Source organism: Planococcus sp. 1R117A (genome assembly GCF_051417975.1).
GTDB classification, from domain to species: domain Bacteria; phylum Bacillota; class Bacilli; order Bacillales_A; family Planococcaceae; genus Planococcus; species Planococcus shenhongbingii.
Genome location: NZ_JBPRLO010000003.1, coordinates 135,817 through 151,725 on the forward strand (window position 1 = coordinate 135,817; position 15,909 = coordinate 151,725).

19 protein-coding genes are annotated in these 15,909 nt (G+C 45.4%); 1 reads left to right on the forward strand and 18 read right to left on the reverse strand.

The window, feature by feature from the left end:
* Positions 1-16: 16 nt before the first annotated feature.
* The 6 genes from ACSFXN_RS10425 to ACSFXN_RS10450 are packed head-to-tail and all read right to left on the reverse strand — an operon-like array spanning position 17 to position 4,815.
* A complete protein-coding gene (locus ACSFXN_RS10425) occupies positions 17-1,000 on the reverse strand; it encodes a biotin--[acetyl-CoA-carboxylase] ligase (RefSeq protein ID WP_437150053.1) in 984 nt (327 codons plus the stop codon).
* Positions 978-2,111, reverse strand: a complete 1,134-nt coding sequence (locus ACSFXN_RS10430) for a CCA tRNA nucleotidyltransferase (RefSeq protein ID WP_437150054.1) — start codon at positions 2,109-2,111, stop codon at positions 978-980. Before ACSFXN_RS10430 ends, ACSFXN_RS10425 begins: the two co-directional genes overlap by 23 nt.
* Entirely contained in the window at positions 2,108-3,250 is a 1,143-nt protein-coding gene (gene bshA, locus ACSFXN_RS10435) for an N-acetyl-alpha-D-glucosaminyl L-malate synthase BshA (protein WP_437150465.1), read from the reverse strand. Before bshA ends, ACSFXN_RS10430 begins: the two co-directional genes overlap by 4 nt.
* 10 nt (positions 3,251-3,260) lie before the next feature.
* Positions 3,261-3,665 (reverse strand): methylglyoxal synthase, encoded by a 405-nt coding sequence (gene mgsA, locus ACSFXN_RS10440; protein ID WP_437150055.1) that lies wholly within the window; start codon positions 3,663-3,665, stop codon positions 3,261-3,263.
* 14 nt (positions 3,666-3,679) lie between these two features.
* On the reverse strand, positions 3,680-4,480 hold the full coding sequence (gene dapB / locus ACSFXN_RS10445; RefSeq protein WP_300989450.1) for a 4-hydroxy-tetrahydrodipicolinate reductase: 801 nt from the start codon (positions 4,478-4,480) through the stop codon (positions 3,680-3,682).
* Entirely contained in the window at positions 4,477-4,815 is a 339-nt protein-coding gene (locus ACSFXN_RS10450; RefSeq protein ID WP_437150056.1) for a nucleotide pyrophosphohydrolase, read from the reverse strand. Before ACSFXN_RS10450 ends, dapB begins: the two co-directional genes overlap by 4 nt.
* A gap of 108 nt (positions 4,816-4,923) precedes the next feature.
* On the opposite strand from ACSFXN_RS10450, the gene ACSFXN_RS10455 reads away from it, so the two are divergent.
* Entirely contained in the window at positions 4,924-5,790 is an 867-nt protein-coding gene (locus tag ACSFXN_RS10455) for a YitT family protein (RefSeq protein WP_437150057.1), read from the forward strand.
* A gap of 338 nt (positions 5,791-6,128) precedes the next feature.
* Here the strand turns inward: ACSFXN_RS10455 and ACSFXN_RS10460 are convergent, their stop codons facing one another.
* The 12 genes from ACSFXN_RS10460 to aroB all read right to left on the reverse strand — a co-directional run bounded on the left by ACSFXN_RS10460 (position 6,129) and on the right by aroB (position 15,908).
* Complete coding sequence (locus tag ACSFXN_RS10460; protein WP_437150059.1) at positions 6,129-6,803, reverse strand: zinc metallopeptidase; 675 nt, start codon at positions 6,801-6,803, stop codon at positions 6,129-6,131.
* 51 nt (positions 6,804-6,854) lie between these two features.
* A complete protein-coding gene (locus ACSFXN_RS10465; protein ID WP_437150060.1) occupies positions 6,855-7,466 on the reverse strand; it encodes a DUF1405 domain-containing protein in 612 nt (203 codons plus the stop codon).
* A 58-nt stretch (positions 7,467-7,524) separates the two neighbouring features.
* Positions 7,525-8,310, reverse strand: coding sequence for a menaquinol-cytochrome c reductase cytochrome b/c subunit (locus ACSFXN_RS10470; RefSeq protein ID WP_301854611.1), 786 nt, complete (start codon positions 8,308-8,310; stop codon positions 7,525-7,527).
* A 38-nt stretch (positions 8,311-8,348) separates the two neighbouring features.
* Positions 8,349-9,023 carry a menaquinol-cytochrome c reductase cytochrome b subunit gene (gene qcrB / locus ACSFXN_RS10475; RefSeq protein ID WP_300989457.1) on the reverse strand — a complete coding sequence of 225 codons (675 nt, stop codon included), beginning with the start codon at positions 9,021-9,023 and terminating at the stop codon, positions 8,349-8,351.
* 21 nt (positions 9,024-9,044) lie between these two features.
* Positions 9,045-9,548, reverse strand: coding sequence for a ubiquinol-cytochrome c reductase iron-sulfur subunit (locus ACSFXN_RS10480; RefSeq protein WP_301854612.1), 504 nt, complete (start codon positions 9,546-9,548; stop codon positions 9,045-9,047).
* A 141-nt stretch (positions 9,549-9,689) separates the two neighbouring features.
* Entirely contained in the window at positions 9,690-10,142 is a 453-nt protein-coding gene (locus tag ACSFXN_RS10485) for a DUF2487 family protein (protein ID WP_437150062.1), read from the reverse strand.
* A gap of 5 nt (positions 10,143-10,147) precedes the next feature.
* A complete protein-coding gene (locus ACSFXN_RS10490; RefSeq protein WP_300989460.1) occupies positions 10,148-10,711 on the reverse strand; it encodes a ReoY family proteolytic degradation factor in 564 nt (187 codons plus the stop codon).
* A gap of 14 nt (positions 10,712-10,725) precedes the next feature.
* On the reverse strand, positions 10,726-11,979 hold the full coding sequence (locus ACSFXN_RS10495) for a tetratricopeptide repeat protein (protein WP_437150466.1): 1,254 nt from the start codon (positions 11,977-11,979) through the stop codon (positions 10,726-10,728).
* A gap of 85 nt (positions 11,980-12,064) precedes the next feature.
* On the reverse strand, positions 12,065-13,351 hold the full coding sequence (aroA, locus tag ACSFXN_RS10500) for a 3-phosphoshikimate 1-carboxyvinyltransferase (protein ID WP_437150064.1): 1,287 nt from the start codon (positions 13,349-13,351) through the stop codon (positions 12,065-12,067).
* Positions 13,352-13,366: 15 nt separating this feature from the next.
* Positions 13,367-14,455 (reverse strand): prephenate dehydrogenase, encoded by a 1,089-nt coding sequence (locus tag ACSFXN_RS10505; RefSeq protein ID WP_437150066.1) that lies wholly within the window; start codon positions 14,453-14,455, stop codon positions 13,367-13,369.
* A complete protein-coding gene (aroH, locus tag ACSFXN_RS10510) occupies positions 14,452-14,835 on the reverse strand; it encodes a chorismate mutase (protein WP_437150068.1) in 384 nt (127 codons plus the stop codon). The genes ACSFXN_RS10505 and aroH overlap by 4 nt, the downstream gene beginning before the upstream one ends.
* Positions 14,832-15,908, reverse strand: coding sequence for a 3-dehydroquinate synthase (gene aroB / locus ACSFXN_RS10515; RefSeq protein ID WP_437150069.1), 1,077 nt, complete (start codon positions 15,906-15,908; stop codon positions 14,832-14,834). Before aroB ends, aroH begins: the two co-directional genes overlap by 4 nt.
* Position 15,909 lies beyond the last annotated feature (1 nt).

The following is a 15,909-nucleotide window of genomic DNA, read 5'->3' on the forward strand; positions in this document are numbered from 1 at the left end:
AAAAAAACAAAATACTTTAACTTGTCATTTCTATATCCGCAGAATAAATGCCGTGAAGCTTGCCATCCGCTGTGCGGAGCTGCAGCACACCCTCATCCGTAATGCTTTCCGCAATACCTTCAAGCGTTTCTTTCGCCATGCGTGCCCGCACCGGATGTCCGATTGTCGACGAATAGCTTTCCCACAGCAGCTTCAAAATACCAAAGCCCTCTTCAACGTATAAATCCGTATATTGCTCAAGGAATTGAAGCATTGAAGAAACCAGTTCTTTCCGGTCTATCTCTTTGCCGCTTTCCATTTTCAGCGAAGTTGCTATGTTCTGCACTTCCGGATCAAAATCATCCGCCACTTGATTGACATTCAAACCGATTCCGATAATCAATGCTTGAATCCCGTCAGCATCCGACTGAAGTTCAGTTAAGATACCCGTGCATTTTTTTCCATTCAATAAGATATCATTCGGCCATTTGATTTCAGGCTTTAACCCAGTCACTTGCTCAATTGCCCGAACGACTGCAACTGCAGCCACCAGCGTGAATTGCGGCGCTTTTTGAGGAACTACATCCGGGCGGAGGATGACACTCATCCAAATGCCTTTATTCGCTGCAGAATGCCATCTGCGAGCCATCCTTCCGCGTCCGGCAGTTTGTTCCTCAGTCATGACTACAGTGCCGTCCGGCGTATTTTCCTGAGCCAACTGATGCGCTATGATTTGAGTGGAAGGACATGATTCAATGTAATGGATGTTGCGGCCCAAGCGTTTTGTTTTCAAGATGGCTTGAATAGCAGTAGGTTCCAATGTATCGGGAAGGCCTGCTAGGATATAGCCTTTCTTTTTCACAGAAATGATTTGATACCCCTGTTCTTCCAGCTCTTTTATATGTTTCCAGACAGCGGTCCGCGATATGCCAAAGTCATCCGCCAGCTGCTGGCCAGAAAGCGCAACGCCTTGCGCTTCGATAAGCCGCTGCGCCAATTTACGCGTTACCGTGATATTCATTCGTAAACCAATCCTTTATGATTTCTTTGTCATTTTTCAGCTTGCCGGAAACGATGCTGCGCTCCATTTGTTCAATCCATTGCCGTATCCAAGGGCCTTGTTTCTTGCCGCTCCACTCCATCAAATCAATCCCATTTGCAGCAATTTCCGATTTCGACTGAATGGGCAAGGCCGCTTTTCCAGCGGCAATGTCGGCTTCCACTCCTGTAAGTGCAGCAGCAATTGCCAGCTGCTGCCCGCTAAAGTGATAGTAAGTCCAGATGTCCCATTGCTTTAGTCGTGCGGCTTTCAGCGACTGTTCAATGAGTTTTCGCTCTTCATTCGAGAATTTGTAAACACGAATGTCTTTAAATTCCCGGTTCTGCCGGTACAGCATATAGGCCCAGCCGCTTGCAGCGATGTCGACCGGCTCATAAGATGACCAATCCGTTTCAAAATATTCCCCGGCCGGCAAATATTTCGTCAAACCGGATTCCTTCAAATAACTCATGCTGCGGGCGGTGTGTCCTTGGACCATGATTTTATCGAGTTCATTTTTCAAGCGCTCGACTGCAACGCTTTGGATTCCTTGCGCTTGCTTGCGGATTGATGCCAATGTGATGGAATCGATCTTAAAATCAAGCTGACCTGAAAAGCGGACTGCCCGGAGCATTCGCAAGGCATCTTCCTGAAAACGCTCATCCGGATTTCCAACTGCACGGATCAGGCGTTTCTCGATATCCTTTTTCCCTTCAAACGGATCGATGATGTGGCGTTCTTTATCAAGCGCCATCGCATTGATGGTGAAATCGCGCCTTTTTAAATCTTCTTCCAGCGATTGTACAAATTCCACTGAATCAGGCCTGCGGCTGTCGGAATACATGCCTTCTGTCCGGTATGTCGTCACTTCTATCCCTACTCCGTCCAAGAGCACAAGCACCGTGCCATGATCAATTCCCGTATCAATGGTCCGGGAAAAGAGGGTTTTCACTTCTTGCGGAGCAGCATTCGTTGCGACATCAATGTCCTGTGGTGTTTTGCCGAGCAGCAGATCCCGTACCGCCCCGCCTACTATATAAGCTTCAAAACCGCCTTTTTCAAGAGTTTGAACCACTTTTAAAGCAGTCTTCATTCGCTTGCACCCCTATCTAACAGACGTTCATAAACCGCTTCATACTGCTCCAGGATTGTCGTTGAATTGAAGCGCTGTTTCACCGTTTCCAACGAACCGTTTTTCAGCATTTCCCGTTCTTTTTCGTCTGTCAACATCCTAATGGCATAGGCTGCCGCTTTTTCTACATCTCCCAATTCAACTAAATAGCCGTTCTGTCCCGGTTCAATAATTTCAGGAATTCCTCCGATATTCGTGCCGATGCATGGAACACCGCAAGCCATCGCTTCCAATAAAACCAAGCCGAAAGCTTCTTTTTCAGACATGAGCAGCTTAATGTCGCTGATATTGTAAAGTTCGGATAAATTATCACGCTTTCCGAGGAACAAAACGTGTTTATCAAGTCCTAGATCTTTGACTTGCTGAACGATGCGGCCCATCTCCGGACCATCTCCGACAAGCAGCAATTTGGACGCCACTTGCTTTTGCACACGATTGAACGTATCGATGATATCGGGTACCCGTTTTACATTCCGGAAATTCGATACATGAATCAGCACTTTTTCCTCTTCAGCTATGCCGAGATCCTGTTTCAAGCTGCCGGTATTTGAAACCTTATATTCTCGTTCATCGACAAAATTATAAATGGTTTCTATTTGTTTATCGGGCTTGATCAAATCATAGGTCTGATCCCGCAGTGAATCCGACACAGCCGTCACCACATCGGATTTTTCAATCCCGTATTTAATCGCTTCTTTTAATGAAGAATCCGATCCGAGCACAGTGATATCCGTGCCGTGTAAAGTAGTCACAATGCCGATATTGGATCCCGCCATAGCCCGTCCTAAAATGGCACAGACCGCATGCGGAATGGCATAATGCACATGCATCAGATCCAATTGTTCGTTTTTGATGACTTCCGCTATTTTTGTAGCCAATGCAATATCATAAGGGGCATATTGAAATACCGAATAACTGTTGACATCCACTTGATGGCTGAAAATATTCGGGTACAGGCGGTTCAAGCGAAAAGGCGTGCTGGATGTGATGAAATGGACTTCGTGGCCTTTTTCAGCCAGCATTTTCCCCAATTCCGTCGCAATGACACCTGAGCCTCCCACTGTTGGATAACAGGTGATGCCAATCTTCATTTTTCGCAAAACTGTCACCTTACTCTCTCTCTTTGCTGATTAGACGCCAATCAATAAAACCTTCTTTAAGCCCTTGCAAGAGCACTTCAGCGGTGCCCATATTGGTAGCCAGCGGCACAGCATATACATCACATAGTCGAATTAAAGCTGATACATCCGGTTCATGCGGTTGGGCCGTTAAAGGATCGCGGAAGAATATAACCATATCCATCTCATTTTGGGCAATCATAGCCCCAATCTGCTGATCGCCGCCAAGCGGCCCCGAACGGAAACGGATAACATCAAGTCCCGTGCCATCAATAATGCGCTGTCCAGTGGTGCCCGTGGCATACAGAGAGTGTTCAGATAAAATCGGCTGGTACGCTATAACAAATTGTATTAAATCATCTTTTTTACGGTCATGTGCAATTAATGCGATTTTCATTCAAACATTCTCCTTTATCCAATAATATGTTCAAGCCCATAAATCAATTCTTCGGTTTCCATCACGGTTTTAATTGACAGCACTACTCCTGACATGAATGAACCGCGGTTAAAGGAGTCATGGCGAAGTGTCAGCAATTGACCTTCTCCTCCAAGCAATACCTGCTGATGGGCGACAAGGCCCGGCAGCCGGACACTGTGGATGCGCATTCCATCATAATTGGCTCCTCTTGCTCCTGGCAACGTCTCTTTTTCACGGACATGCCCTTGCTCATGGACAGGCCGATGCTCGGAAATCAAATGTGCTGTTTTCATCGCGGTGCCGGACGGAGCGTCCAACTTTTGATCATGGTGCATCTCGATGATTTCAACATCCGGCAAATATTTGGCGGCTTGTTCTGCAAATTTCATCATCAAAACAGCGCCGACTGCAAAGTTCGGTGCGATAATGCAGCCTACTTTTATGTCTTTCGATAACTGCGTAAGTTCTTTTAGCTCTTCGTCCGAAAATCCAGTAGTGCCAACGACTGGGCGGATTTTTAAATCTAATGCGCCTTTTGTGTGTTGATAAACCGATTCAGGCGATGTTAAATCCACCAAAACATCCGGACGGGTCGCCGCATGTAATTTCTCTAAATCCGTGAATACTGGAACCGTGTAATTTTCAGGAAACAGACCCGTATCAGCTAAAGTTTCTCCGATATCTTTGTAATCCAGTACGGAAACCAATTCCATTTCCGGGTTCTTCATAACAGTATGTACGGCTTCCTGGCCCATTTTCCCTCTTGCTCCGGCAATCGCTACGCGAATTGTCATTTTCCATCTTCCTTTCGTGTCCAACGATTTTTGTCTCTCGTATTGAATTTTTCCATAATGCGGTCATGGGCATGCGCTAAATCAATATCCATTGAATTGGCCATGCAAATTAAGACAAACAGCAAATCGCCCATTTCTGCTTCTATTGTATTATCTTCTTCTGTAGACTTCTTTTTCTTTGGCCCGTATTCATGCATCACTTCACGCGACAATTCACCTAATTCTTCTGTCAGCCGTGCCATCAGTTCCATCGGGCTGAAATAGCCTTCTTCAAACTGTCCGATATACTCGTCAACATCTTTTTGAAGCTGTTTCATTGTTTTATCTCCGCTCATTTCATCACACTCCTCATTTCATCGTAAAGAAAACTGAGGATGTTGTCAAAATCAATATTTTAGCTGATAATACAGAAGTTGACTTTACGGATAGGAGATGAATGCCCCATGAAAGAATTACAAGTGAAAAACATCTTATTCATATTGTTGGGATCGGCCATTTACAGTTTTGGTTTTGTCCATTTCAATATTCAGAATGAGCTGGGCGAAGGCGGATTTGCAGGCATTACCTTAATTTTATTCTTCCTATTTGAATGGGATCCCGCTTTAATGAACTTATTATTAAATATCCCGCTATTTTTTATTGGCTGGAAGCTGCTCGGCAAAAAGGTTTTTCTTTATACCATCATCGGAACAGTCGCAGTTTCTTTCTTTCTAAAAATATTTTTAGTTTATGAAATTCAAATCAATTTGCACGAAGACCTTTTCTTAGCCACGCTTTTCGCCGGGGTGTTTGTCGGCATCGGCCTGGGTATTATTTTCCGCTACGGTGGAACTACCGGAGGCGTTGATATCATTGCCCGCCTGGTTCAGAAATACAGCGGCTGGAGCATGGGAAAAACGATGTTCTTATTTGATGCTTGTGTAATTGCGCTGTCCCGCTTAACTTTCCTGGATAACCGCACAATGATGTACACACTTGTTGCGGTATTCGTCGGAGCCAGAGTCATCGACTTCGTCCAAGAAGGTGCTTACTCAGGACGGGGAGCAATGATCATCTCGAATTCACAGGAAGAAATTGCAAGCCGGATTGCGAAGGAAATGGACCGGGGCATCACCATTCTCCGTGGATACGGCCATTTCACTAAAGAAGAACGGGAAGTTCTCTACTGTGTAGTAGCCAAAAACGAAATCGTCAGACTGAAGAACATCATCAATAGCGTAGATCCCCACGCGTTCGTATCCTTAATGGAAGTCCATGATGTAATGGGTGAAGGGTTTACACTAGACGATCAAAAACAACCGATTGGGTAATGTGAAAAGCGGAAGCGCCTGTCCAGTCCCGACAGGCTTAAGGCAGAACACCGAAACGGCGTGTTTTGGCCGTACAGGTGGGCTGACTTAAGACCCCGAGGGACTAGGCGCTGCAGCTGGACAAGAAAAGCGGAAGCGGCCGTATAAGGTTCGACCGGCATAAGACGAGCCGGCGAAGCGGCGCTCTTTGCCGCACAGCCGAATTGGCTTATGTCCCGAGAACCTGGCCGCTGCAGCTGGACAACACGAAAAGTGGAAACAGAAGTATCCACAGAAAATAAAAGCTAGATAATAAGAAAAAGACCGTTCCAGAAATCCGGAACGGTTTTTTATGCTTCTTAAGATCTGTTCATATTCGTATAAATCAACAGCAAACGGGCCAGTTCCATAACTGCTACAGCCGTTGCTGCAACGTATGTCATAGCTGCGGCGCTCAACACTTTTTTCGCATCGCGCTCTTCTTCATTGCGGATGATATTGTTCGCAAGCAATTGATCCATAGCCCGGCTGGATGCGTTAAACTCCACCGGCAATGTGATAAGCTGGAAAATTACCCCTGCAGCCAACAAAATAATACCGATCAATAAAGCACCACTCCACGCGGAAAATAAACCGATCATGATAAATACCCAAGACATGTTCGAAGAAATATTAACAACGGGCACTAATCGATGGCGTAAACGGAGGAACGAATAATCTTCGGCATCCTGAATCGCATGCCCCACTTCGTGTGCCGCTACCGCTGTGCCGGCAACCGATGCTTCATGATAGTTATGGCTGCTTAAAGCCACTGTTTTTGTCAACGGGTTGTAATGGTCGCTTAGCATACCGCGGCTTTCCACTACTTTTATATCAGACAATCCATTGTTATCAAGAATGGTACGCGCTACTTGCGCTCCAGTAATGCCTGATGTTGAGCGGACTTTTGAGTATTTGCCATATGTTCTCTTTAACTTAAATTGAGCCCACATAGGAATAATCAGCAAAAGGATGAAATAGACAATAAAATCCATCTGGTTAATACACCTCTCTTTCTGCTTCTACCTCTATTTTACTAGGATTGGTCAGCTATGGTCAACTGATACGCTATGCGGCTTGTTTATATATACGACTAAATATGACAATGCGATGCACGCGATTGACAGCCAAAAAGTGAAGTACCCTATCTGTGCGGTGTAGGCATCCAAGCTGCCATAAATCGGCATTTGCCCAAAGACATAATCGATTACGTCATTGTGCAAGGTCCAGACCGCTGTAACAGCAGCAGCCAGCCAGCCGAAGCGGTAATGATCGATATAGAGGACAGCTTGCAGTGCCATCGCAAAATGAGACCCCACGAGCATCCAGCCGAGCAAGCCGATTGACCCGCTTTCGACCAAAGTCAGTAAATTCATAACCACGGCCCAGAGCCCATATTTGATCAAAGTGACAAATGCTAAAGCTTCAAATATCGGACTTCTCTTTCCTATTAGCCATAAGCCCAAAACAATGGTGAAGAAAAGGCTGGCTGTCGGGCTATCCGGTACAAATATTAAAAACTTCGGTTCGGTTATTTTCAACTGCCATCCATACCATATGTATCCATAAATCGTTCCACCCAAGTTCAGGAGAAAAACCAGCCACAGGAACGGCCGAAACATCAGCCAGGCGGAAACCTTCTGCGCAAAAGAAATCATCTAATTCTTCCCTTCAGATAGCAAAAAAGAGCCGGTTTCCCGGCTCTTTTTTTAACTATTATTCTTCTCCGCCTAGACCTGCGATAAATTCAGACATGATCTTAAGATCTTCTTCTGAACCTTCCCATGACGGCGGCATTTTTTGTTGTCCATCTTCTTCAATACCATTTACAGCGATTTCTGCAATTTCTTCAGCAGTAAGCCCTGTATTAGTAAGAGCTGGACCTACGGCACCTTCTAAATTATCGCCGTGGCAGCTAATACAAGCGGCGCCTGAGTAAATTTCATACCCCGGATCTGCTGTATCAATTGCCACTTCTTCAACGATTTGCCCTTGCGCTTCAGCAGCTTCCCAATCATGGTTCGCTACGGATTCCCATGTAAGGAAGATGATTGCCGCAACTGCAAGCAGCATGAAACCTGTAGGAAGCGGACGTTTTGATGGTCGGCGTTCCGGACCTGGATCCAAGAACGGAGCTAGTGCCAACGCACCAAAAGCAAGTCCTGGCATGATAATTGCACCTATGATGTTAAATGGACCAGATGCAAATTGATATTTAAGCAATTGATATAAGAATAAGAAATACCAGTCTGGCAGTGGAATATAGCCTGTATCTGTCGGATCTGCCTTACCTTCTAGTGGTGAAGGATGGGCGACAGTCAATAGCAAGAAACCAATCAAGAAGACAGCACCAATCATCCATTCTTTCAAAAGGAAGTTTGGCCAGAAAGCTTCTGTCTTGCCAGGATATTCGGAGTAATCTTTAGGGATATTCGGTTTACGATGCTGCAAACCTGGAATACGAGAATCCCCAACGAATTTCATCCCTTTTCCGCGATGCATAGTGTCCCCTCCTTAAAAAATCCTTGTGGCCGCTAGTCTTATAGCGGGCCGGAAATACCTTGTTTTCTGATCATGATAAAATGCGCTGCAAGCAACCCAAGCAAAGCAGCTGGTAAGAAGAATACGTGAATTGCAAAGAATCGCGTCAGAGTCTGTGCACCGAGGATAGTTGAGTCCCCAGCAAGAAGAATCTTGATTGATTCACCGATAACCGGTACAGAAGCGGCAATTTCAATACCAACTTTTGTTGCAAATAACGCTTTCATATCCCATGGAAGCAAATAACCAGTGAAACTTAAACCAAGGATAACACCGAATAGCATAACTCCGACGATCCAGTTTAATTCACGAGGTTTTTTATAAGAACCTGTAAAGAATACTCGCAATGTATGAAGGAAAATCATAACAACTACAAGAGAAGCTCCCCAGTGGTGCATCCCACGCACTATTTCTCCAAAAGCGACTTCGTTTTGAAGATAATAAACCGATTCCCATGCATTTTCAATATCTGGCACATAATACATTGTCAAAAACATACCGGATAGAATCTGGATTACCGTGATGAAGAAAGTCAATCCTCCAAAACAATAAACGAATGCTGAAAAGTGGTGTGCGGGGTTTACGTGTTCCGGTACTTCATGGTCAGCAATATCGCGCCAGATCGGCGTGATATCTAAACGCTCATCAACCCAATCATATAACTTGTTTAGCACTGGTGTCGTACCCCCTAACTATTAAACTAATGTGTTTACTTGTATTGCTCCGATTGCCAAAAAGCCATCTCTTTCTTCCACTTCGTATTCATCGAGTGGCCCAAGCGGCGGCGTTCCTGCAACGTTTTGGCCGTTCTTTTCGTAACGTCCGGCGTGGCATGGACAGAAGAATTGGTTCGGGTGTTCCGGGTCAGCAGCCCAGTTCACTGTGCATCCCAAGTGTTTGCAGACTGGTGAAAGGGCAACAATTTTATCCCCTTCTTTGTAAACCCAAGCTGAACTTGTTACTTCAGATGTATACCAAGCATCCACCTGCTCGTAGGCGAAGTCGACGCGTACAGGTTCTTCAGTTAAATCAGCTACTGCTTGGTCGGTTAAAATGTAATCTCCAGCATCTTTCTGCTGAAGAACCGGGTCAACCGCAAAACGAACCATTGGCATTAACATTCCCGCTGCCATAAATCCGCCGACACCTGTTAAAGTGTAACCTAAAAATTGACGTCGTGATACACGATTATTACTCATCCTTTTCCCCCCTCTAACATTCAAGGTCAGTCCAATGGACATACTCAATTCAAATATAATTACTAGGACAACCTAATGATATATCAATCAAATGTTAAGGTCAATATCGCATTGAAGCGATTGTGACAGATTGTGAACATTTCATGAATGCTGTGTCCACTCATTGATAAAAAGCGGCAACACTTGGCGCAGCTGGTCTTCCATAACCGATTGCTTGAACGATTGGTCCATGCTTTCGGTCGGAATTGCAGGCAGCCAAATGACATTTTTAAATTCTTCCAAGGTCCGCCATTCAGCATCAGTTGTTATATAAAAGATATGTTTAAACTCTGTATTTCCTATTTCTTTAGTCAATTCGTCAGCCAATCTAGAACGATCTGCCCCTTTGGCATATGAGACGGGCGGAAACAACAAAATGCGTCCTTTAAATTGCTTTTCCAATAAATTGGCCAGCGATTGAAGATAATCGGAAGCACTTGCACTTGTTTTCAGTCCAGACGAATTTAAATCCAACTGAACCAAAGGAACAACCGCTGAATCGACATATTCTTTTTGCTGCAAGTATTGATCTATTTCTTTCCCTGAAAAATGCATATCGCCTATTCACTCTCCATTTTCTTTAAAGCCTTGATAGATTGAAGCAATGCGGAAAGCTCGAAGAATTTCTGGCGGTCATTCGCATCGAGGGCTTCATCTATTTGTCTTAAAATTGTATCTTCTTGAAAAGCAGCCATACTTTCTTCCAGCACTTTTTCGGCAAGCAGCCGGTCTTCATCAGTGATGGTTGCATGCTTTGGCATGTAAGGATTTTCTTCAAGCACTGACATATACAGCGCTGAAGGCGGTTGGTTCGGGAAATTCAACTGGACGAACAAATCTTCATCCGGATTAAGCCGCAAGTCATGGAAAGACTTTTCCGCATCCGCTGTCATCAGATTTCCTTTATAAAAGCGGAAAGGAATTTCCTTCGATTCAGTGGAGGACATGACCATTGCGCGTGGGCAATAATGTGCCTCTTCAACAAAGTGAGTTTTTTCGAGCAGGTCTTCATTGCTTAACATGTAGTTGAGAATCCAGATGCATTCCCGTCTTTTCATTTTGTGGGTCTGCAAAAACCAGCGGACAAACTGCTTTTTTTCTCCTACCGAAATATAAGCGGTCATGAAAACTCCTCCTTTCAATCAAACGACTGTTGCCAATCAAACCATTCAGGGTTTTCCGGTTCCAGCACCTGAAGTTCTTTAATGATTTCGAGGGCTTTCTCTCTTTTCCCTTCCTCAATCAGAAAACGTGCATACTTCTCCAAGAAATTTGAGTCATCATGAAATGCAGGATAGGCTTTTCCGAAATAGACAGCTGCCTTATCGAATTGTTCAGTCCGCTCGTAAGATTCGGCAATCATCGGGTAGAGGCCTGCCCAATCATCTTCATTGGCCACAACGCTTTCAGCCAACTCCAGTACATCTTCATCCATTTCTTCAGCATGGAAATAAGAAACGAGAGTGTAGATTGCTTCCATATATTCTGGGTCCAATGCAATCGCTTGCCTCAAATGATTGACTCCTTCTTCAGCCTTGCCAAGTTTCAATGCCAATTTTCCGGCAAACAAATAAAGCTCTTTGCTGAATTCGTCTCTTGCAATCCCTTCGAGAATTGCTGTATAGGCGGCATCATAGTCTTCTGCCATATTGAAACTCTGTGCACGAAGTAAATAAGCAGAGAAATAATCGGGGTCAATTTCAATCAGCTCGCCCAGCCGGCGCCCGGCCAATTCGTACTGCCGCGTCTGGAATGCGGCAAAAGCTGCACCATATAAGACATCCGGCTGAATCTGGTCTTTCAAAACTTCTTCGTAATAAGGCAATGCTTCTTCATAAGCGGCGCCGGCACTATAAACTTCCGCCAGCCTCTCGGAAAGATTAACTCCTTCTATTGCAATTTCCTGCGCTTTTAAATCCTGGTAGATTTTAGCGGATTCCAAGTAGCGCCCCGAATCCAGCAGCAGCTCCGCTTTTGCCTGAAGCAGCAGCGGTTCGTCCGGAAGCAGCTCTATCGCTTCGTTCAAGCGGCTTTCGGCAGCTTCCAAGAGTCCTTGCAGCTGAAACAGATCTGCCAGCGTAACGAGCACCTGTGGGTATAATTCATCGTCTTTCGAAATTTCCATTAAAGTGTTGAGCGCTTCGTCTTCACGGTCCACCTCAATCAGCAGGTTTGCCCGGTCAACTTTCAATTGGGATTCTTCCGGGAAAACGTATTGGAGATGTTCGAGGACTTTAATCGCTTCTTCAACATAGCCAATTTCAGCTAACCACTCGGATAAATCGTATTGCTCCTCCGGATCCCCGTTCAGCAAAAATGGTTCCAGTAAAGCGTTTACGGAATCAGGATCCCCTAGCTCAACTGCTTTTTGAATATCTTCAATGCTTGCCATACTATCACCTATTCTTTCAGTTTCATACTTCCATCCTACACGAAAGTGTGTTCGAATCATAACAAAAAACCCCCCAAATGGAGAGTTAATTGATCAAAGAATTCATCTGTTCGACAAAATTTGGAAACGATACAGCAATGCAGTCAGGGTCGTCGATATGGACTTCTCCTTCTGCTGCCAAAGCAGCAACTGCGGCCATCATGCCAAGACGATGGTCACCATATGTTTTCATGTCAGCGCCGTTTAAAGCAGTCGGTCCATTAATGACCATGCCATCATCAGTGGCTGTGATATCGGCACCCATTTTAGACAGTTCCGCAACCACTGCAGCGATTCTGTCTGTTTCTTTCACTCGGAGTTCTTCCGCGTCTTTGATGATTGTTGTACCATGAGCTTGAGTGGCAATGAGCGCAATAAGCGGAATTTCATCAATCAATCTCGGAATCAGTTCTCCTCCGATTTCAATGCCTTTAAGCTTCGAGGAACGTATTGTCAAATCTGCTGAAGGCTCGCCTTCAACTGCTCTCTCGGTCCAGTCGACATCTGCCCCCATTTGTTTGATAACATCAAGAATTCCGGTCCGCGTCGGATTGCTTCCAACATTCGTGAGCAGTACTTCACTTTGTTCTGTTATCAAAGCGGCCCCGATCATGAAGGCGGCAGAAGAAATATCTCCCGGCACCTGGACATGGGCAGCCTTCAGTTTTTGGCCGCCTTCCAGTTCGATGGCGCCATCGTTCCTTTTTGTCAACGTTGCACCGAAATGTTCCAGCATGATTTCCGTATGGTCGCGTGTCGGCACAGGTTCAGTGATAACTGTTTTGCCTTCTGCCTTTAAAGCGGCGAGCAAAATTGCTGATTTCACTTGTGCACTGGCGACCGGCAACGTGTAATTGATCCCCTGTAAATTAGTTCCTTGGATTGCCAATGGCGTATATTGGCCATCCTGACGTCCGCGGATATCCGCACCCATTTCGCGCAGCGGATTAATAATCCGTTTCATCGGTCGCTTTGCAATGGACTCATCACCTGCCATGACAGAATGGAAAGAAGTTCCTGCCAGCAGCCCAAGCATGAGCCGGGTTGTGGTGCCCGAGTTTCCGGTATCCAGCACTTCAGACGGTTCTTGCCAAGATTCTTCCCCAGCACTTTTAATGGTAACGGACTTCCCGGTCAATTCGATGTCTACACCCAGCTTCCGGAAACAGCTAATGGTGCTCAAACAGTCATCGCCCAGCAAAAAACCTTCAACTGTCGTTGTTCCGGCGGCCATAGATCCGAACATGATCGCCCGATGGGAAATGGATTTATCTCCCGGCACTTGTATGGTCCCTTTCAACGAAGGATTTGAATAAGATAAAGTCAAAGTCATTAAACTGCCATCCTTTCAGGAAATATACGTATCGTATGCTGTTCTTTTACTAATGCATTCTTTTGCCCGTTCGCGGTCTTCAGGAGTTTGGAAACTGATGACTAAAATCCCGAAGACGTCCTCGCGGGTCTCCAGAATCCGCAAATTGACGATGCTGATTTGTTCTTCCGCCAGATAACCAGCTATTTCGGAAATGCTTCCTGGAACATCCGGAATATCGATATACAAGTCATACACACTATACATTGCTCCGTGGCCAGCAATCGGAAGTTCGTCCCGCACCGACTTGGCGCGTTGGAAATACTGCTGGATTGGTTCTGGCTCATTGCGGACCAATAAGTCCCGCAATTGCTCCATTTCCTCCATCCAATTAGTCAATTGCTGGACAATCATATCATTGTTCTGTGTAGTTATGTCCCGCCACATTTCCGGGTTCGACGACGCGATTCGGGTAATATCCCGAAAACCTCCTGCAGCGAGCTGCTTGGCAAACGGATATTCTTCCTCTTTAGCCAATTGGTGCACCAATGAAGCTGCTATCAGATGCGGAAAATGGCTGACGATTGCTGTCATATAATCATGCTCATCAGCTTTCAGCACTTTGATTTTCGCTTTCGTCACCGACAAAAGCTCTTTTAGAAAAGAGATGCTTTCTTCACTGGTGCCTTCCGATGGCGTCAGAATATAAAAGGCGTTCTCAAACAAAACCTCTTTTGCAGCCTCTACACCACTTTTGTGGGAACCCACCATCGGATGGCCGCCAATGAACGTATGGTTCAATTTTCTAGCAGCTTCCATAATGTGGTTTTTAGTGCTGCCTGTATCGGTTAAAATGACATCCGCTTTCAAATTCCAATACTTGCTTTGTTCCATCAACTTGATTGTAGTGCCTACCGGTGTCGCAAAAACGATGACATCCGCTTCTGCGGCTGCTCTTTCAAGAGACGGAGGTGAGCTATGTATAATACCCATTTTAAAAGCTTTTCTGGCTGTATGCGGGTCTGCATCATACCCGGCAACTTGTACGCCGGCATGCCGCTGCAGCGCTTTTGCCAATGACCCGCCGATCAAGCCAAGCCCGATGATCAGCACTTGTGGGTTCATAGCATTTTCGCCTCATTGTTTTTGACCAGATCAGGACGCAACTTCACAGCATCATTCAAATAAACATGCTGGATTTCCTTTTGAGCCAATGTTGTATTTACATGCATCATGACGCGGATACATAGCGGCAAACTGCCTGGCACATCCATTTCATGCGTGCACATGACAGGAACATAATTCCAGTTTTCAAGTGTCCGCACCGCTTTTGCCGGAAAAGCCGATGCGATGTCGGTGGTCGTTGAAATGATGACAGAAGCCACATCATCCGGTTTAATCCGGTTTTCTTTTGCCATCTTTAAAACAAGACGGCCCGTTTCACGCAAAACATCTTCCGGTTGATCGGCTGCCACAGTAATGGCTCCTCTAACTCCTCGGATCATAATAACACCCCTCTTATTTTTAATTGCAATTGTTCATAAGCGGCTTGTGCCTGTTCTTCGTCAATGGCTTCGACATACGGCTGACCCGTTTTTTGAAGCAGTACAAAATTCAGCGACCCTTTTGAAGATTTTTTATCTTTTTTCATATAATCAATGACATCATCAAATGAAATCTCCTGGATTTTCTCCAATGGATAACCATTCGCTTGGCACCATGCCAAAAACTCTTCCAAGCGCGGATGACCGGATAATAGCAAGGCATAGGCCATTCCAAGAGCAACTGCTTCGCCATGAGTGATTTTGCCATATCCGAGATAAGCCTCTATCGCGTGTGCTAAAGTATGGCCAAAATTCAAATACTTTCTGACGCCGCCTTCAAATTCATCTTCTTCTACGATTGCTGCTTTTACCGCAATTCCCCGCTCCAGATGAAGCATCCAGTCCTCATCAACCAATTCATTGAACGAATGGATCCGCAGCAGCTCAGACAGCCACTCTTCATTGGAAATAAAAGCATGTTTGATCACTTCCGCCATGCCGGACCGCACTTCATGCTGGGGCAATGTCTTCAGAAACTGGATATTGTAAAGTACTGCCGCAGGCTGGTAAAACGTCCCAATCATATTTTTTCCAAGTGCATGGTTGATGGCTGTTTTGCCGCCAACTGCGCTATCATGCGCAAGAATAGTGGTCGGAATCTGGATATACGGAACACCTCTCATAAATGTCGAAGCAACAAATCCGGCAACGTCTCCTGTGGCACCTCCGCCGAATGCCAAAAGAAGCGACTTTCTGGAACAGCCTTCTTTCAATAAGAAGCTATGGCAGTCCATAAAGGTTTCAATGGATTTTGCGTGTTCGCCAGAAGGTGTAGTAAATACACTCACTTCATATGGCTGCAAAAACTGCAAAAGTGAATCAAGGTGAAGCGAAGCGACTTTCTTGTCAGCTATGACCACGATACGGTCAGCTGAATTTAGCAGCTCGCGGTATTGGCTCGAGAACAATTCAAATACATCAAGCCCAATGTGGACATTGTATGGTTGATCGGCTTCGACTCGAAGTGACTTCATG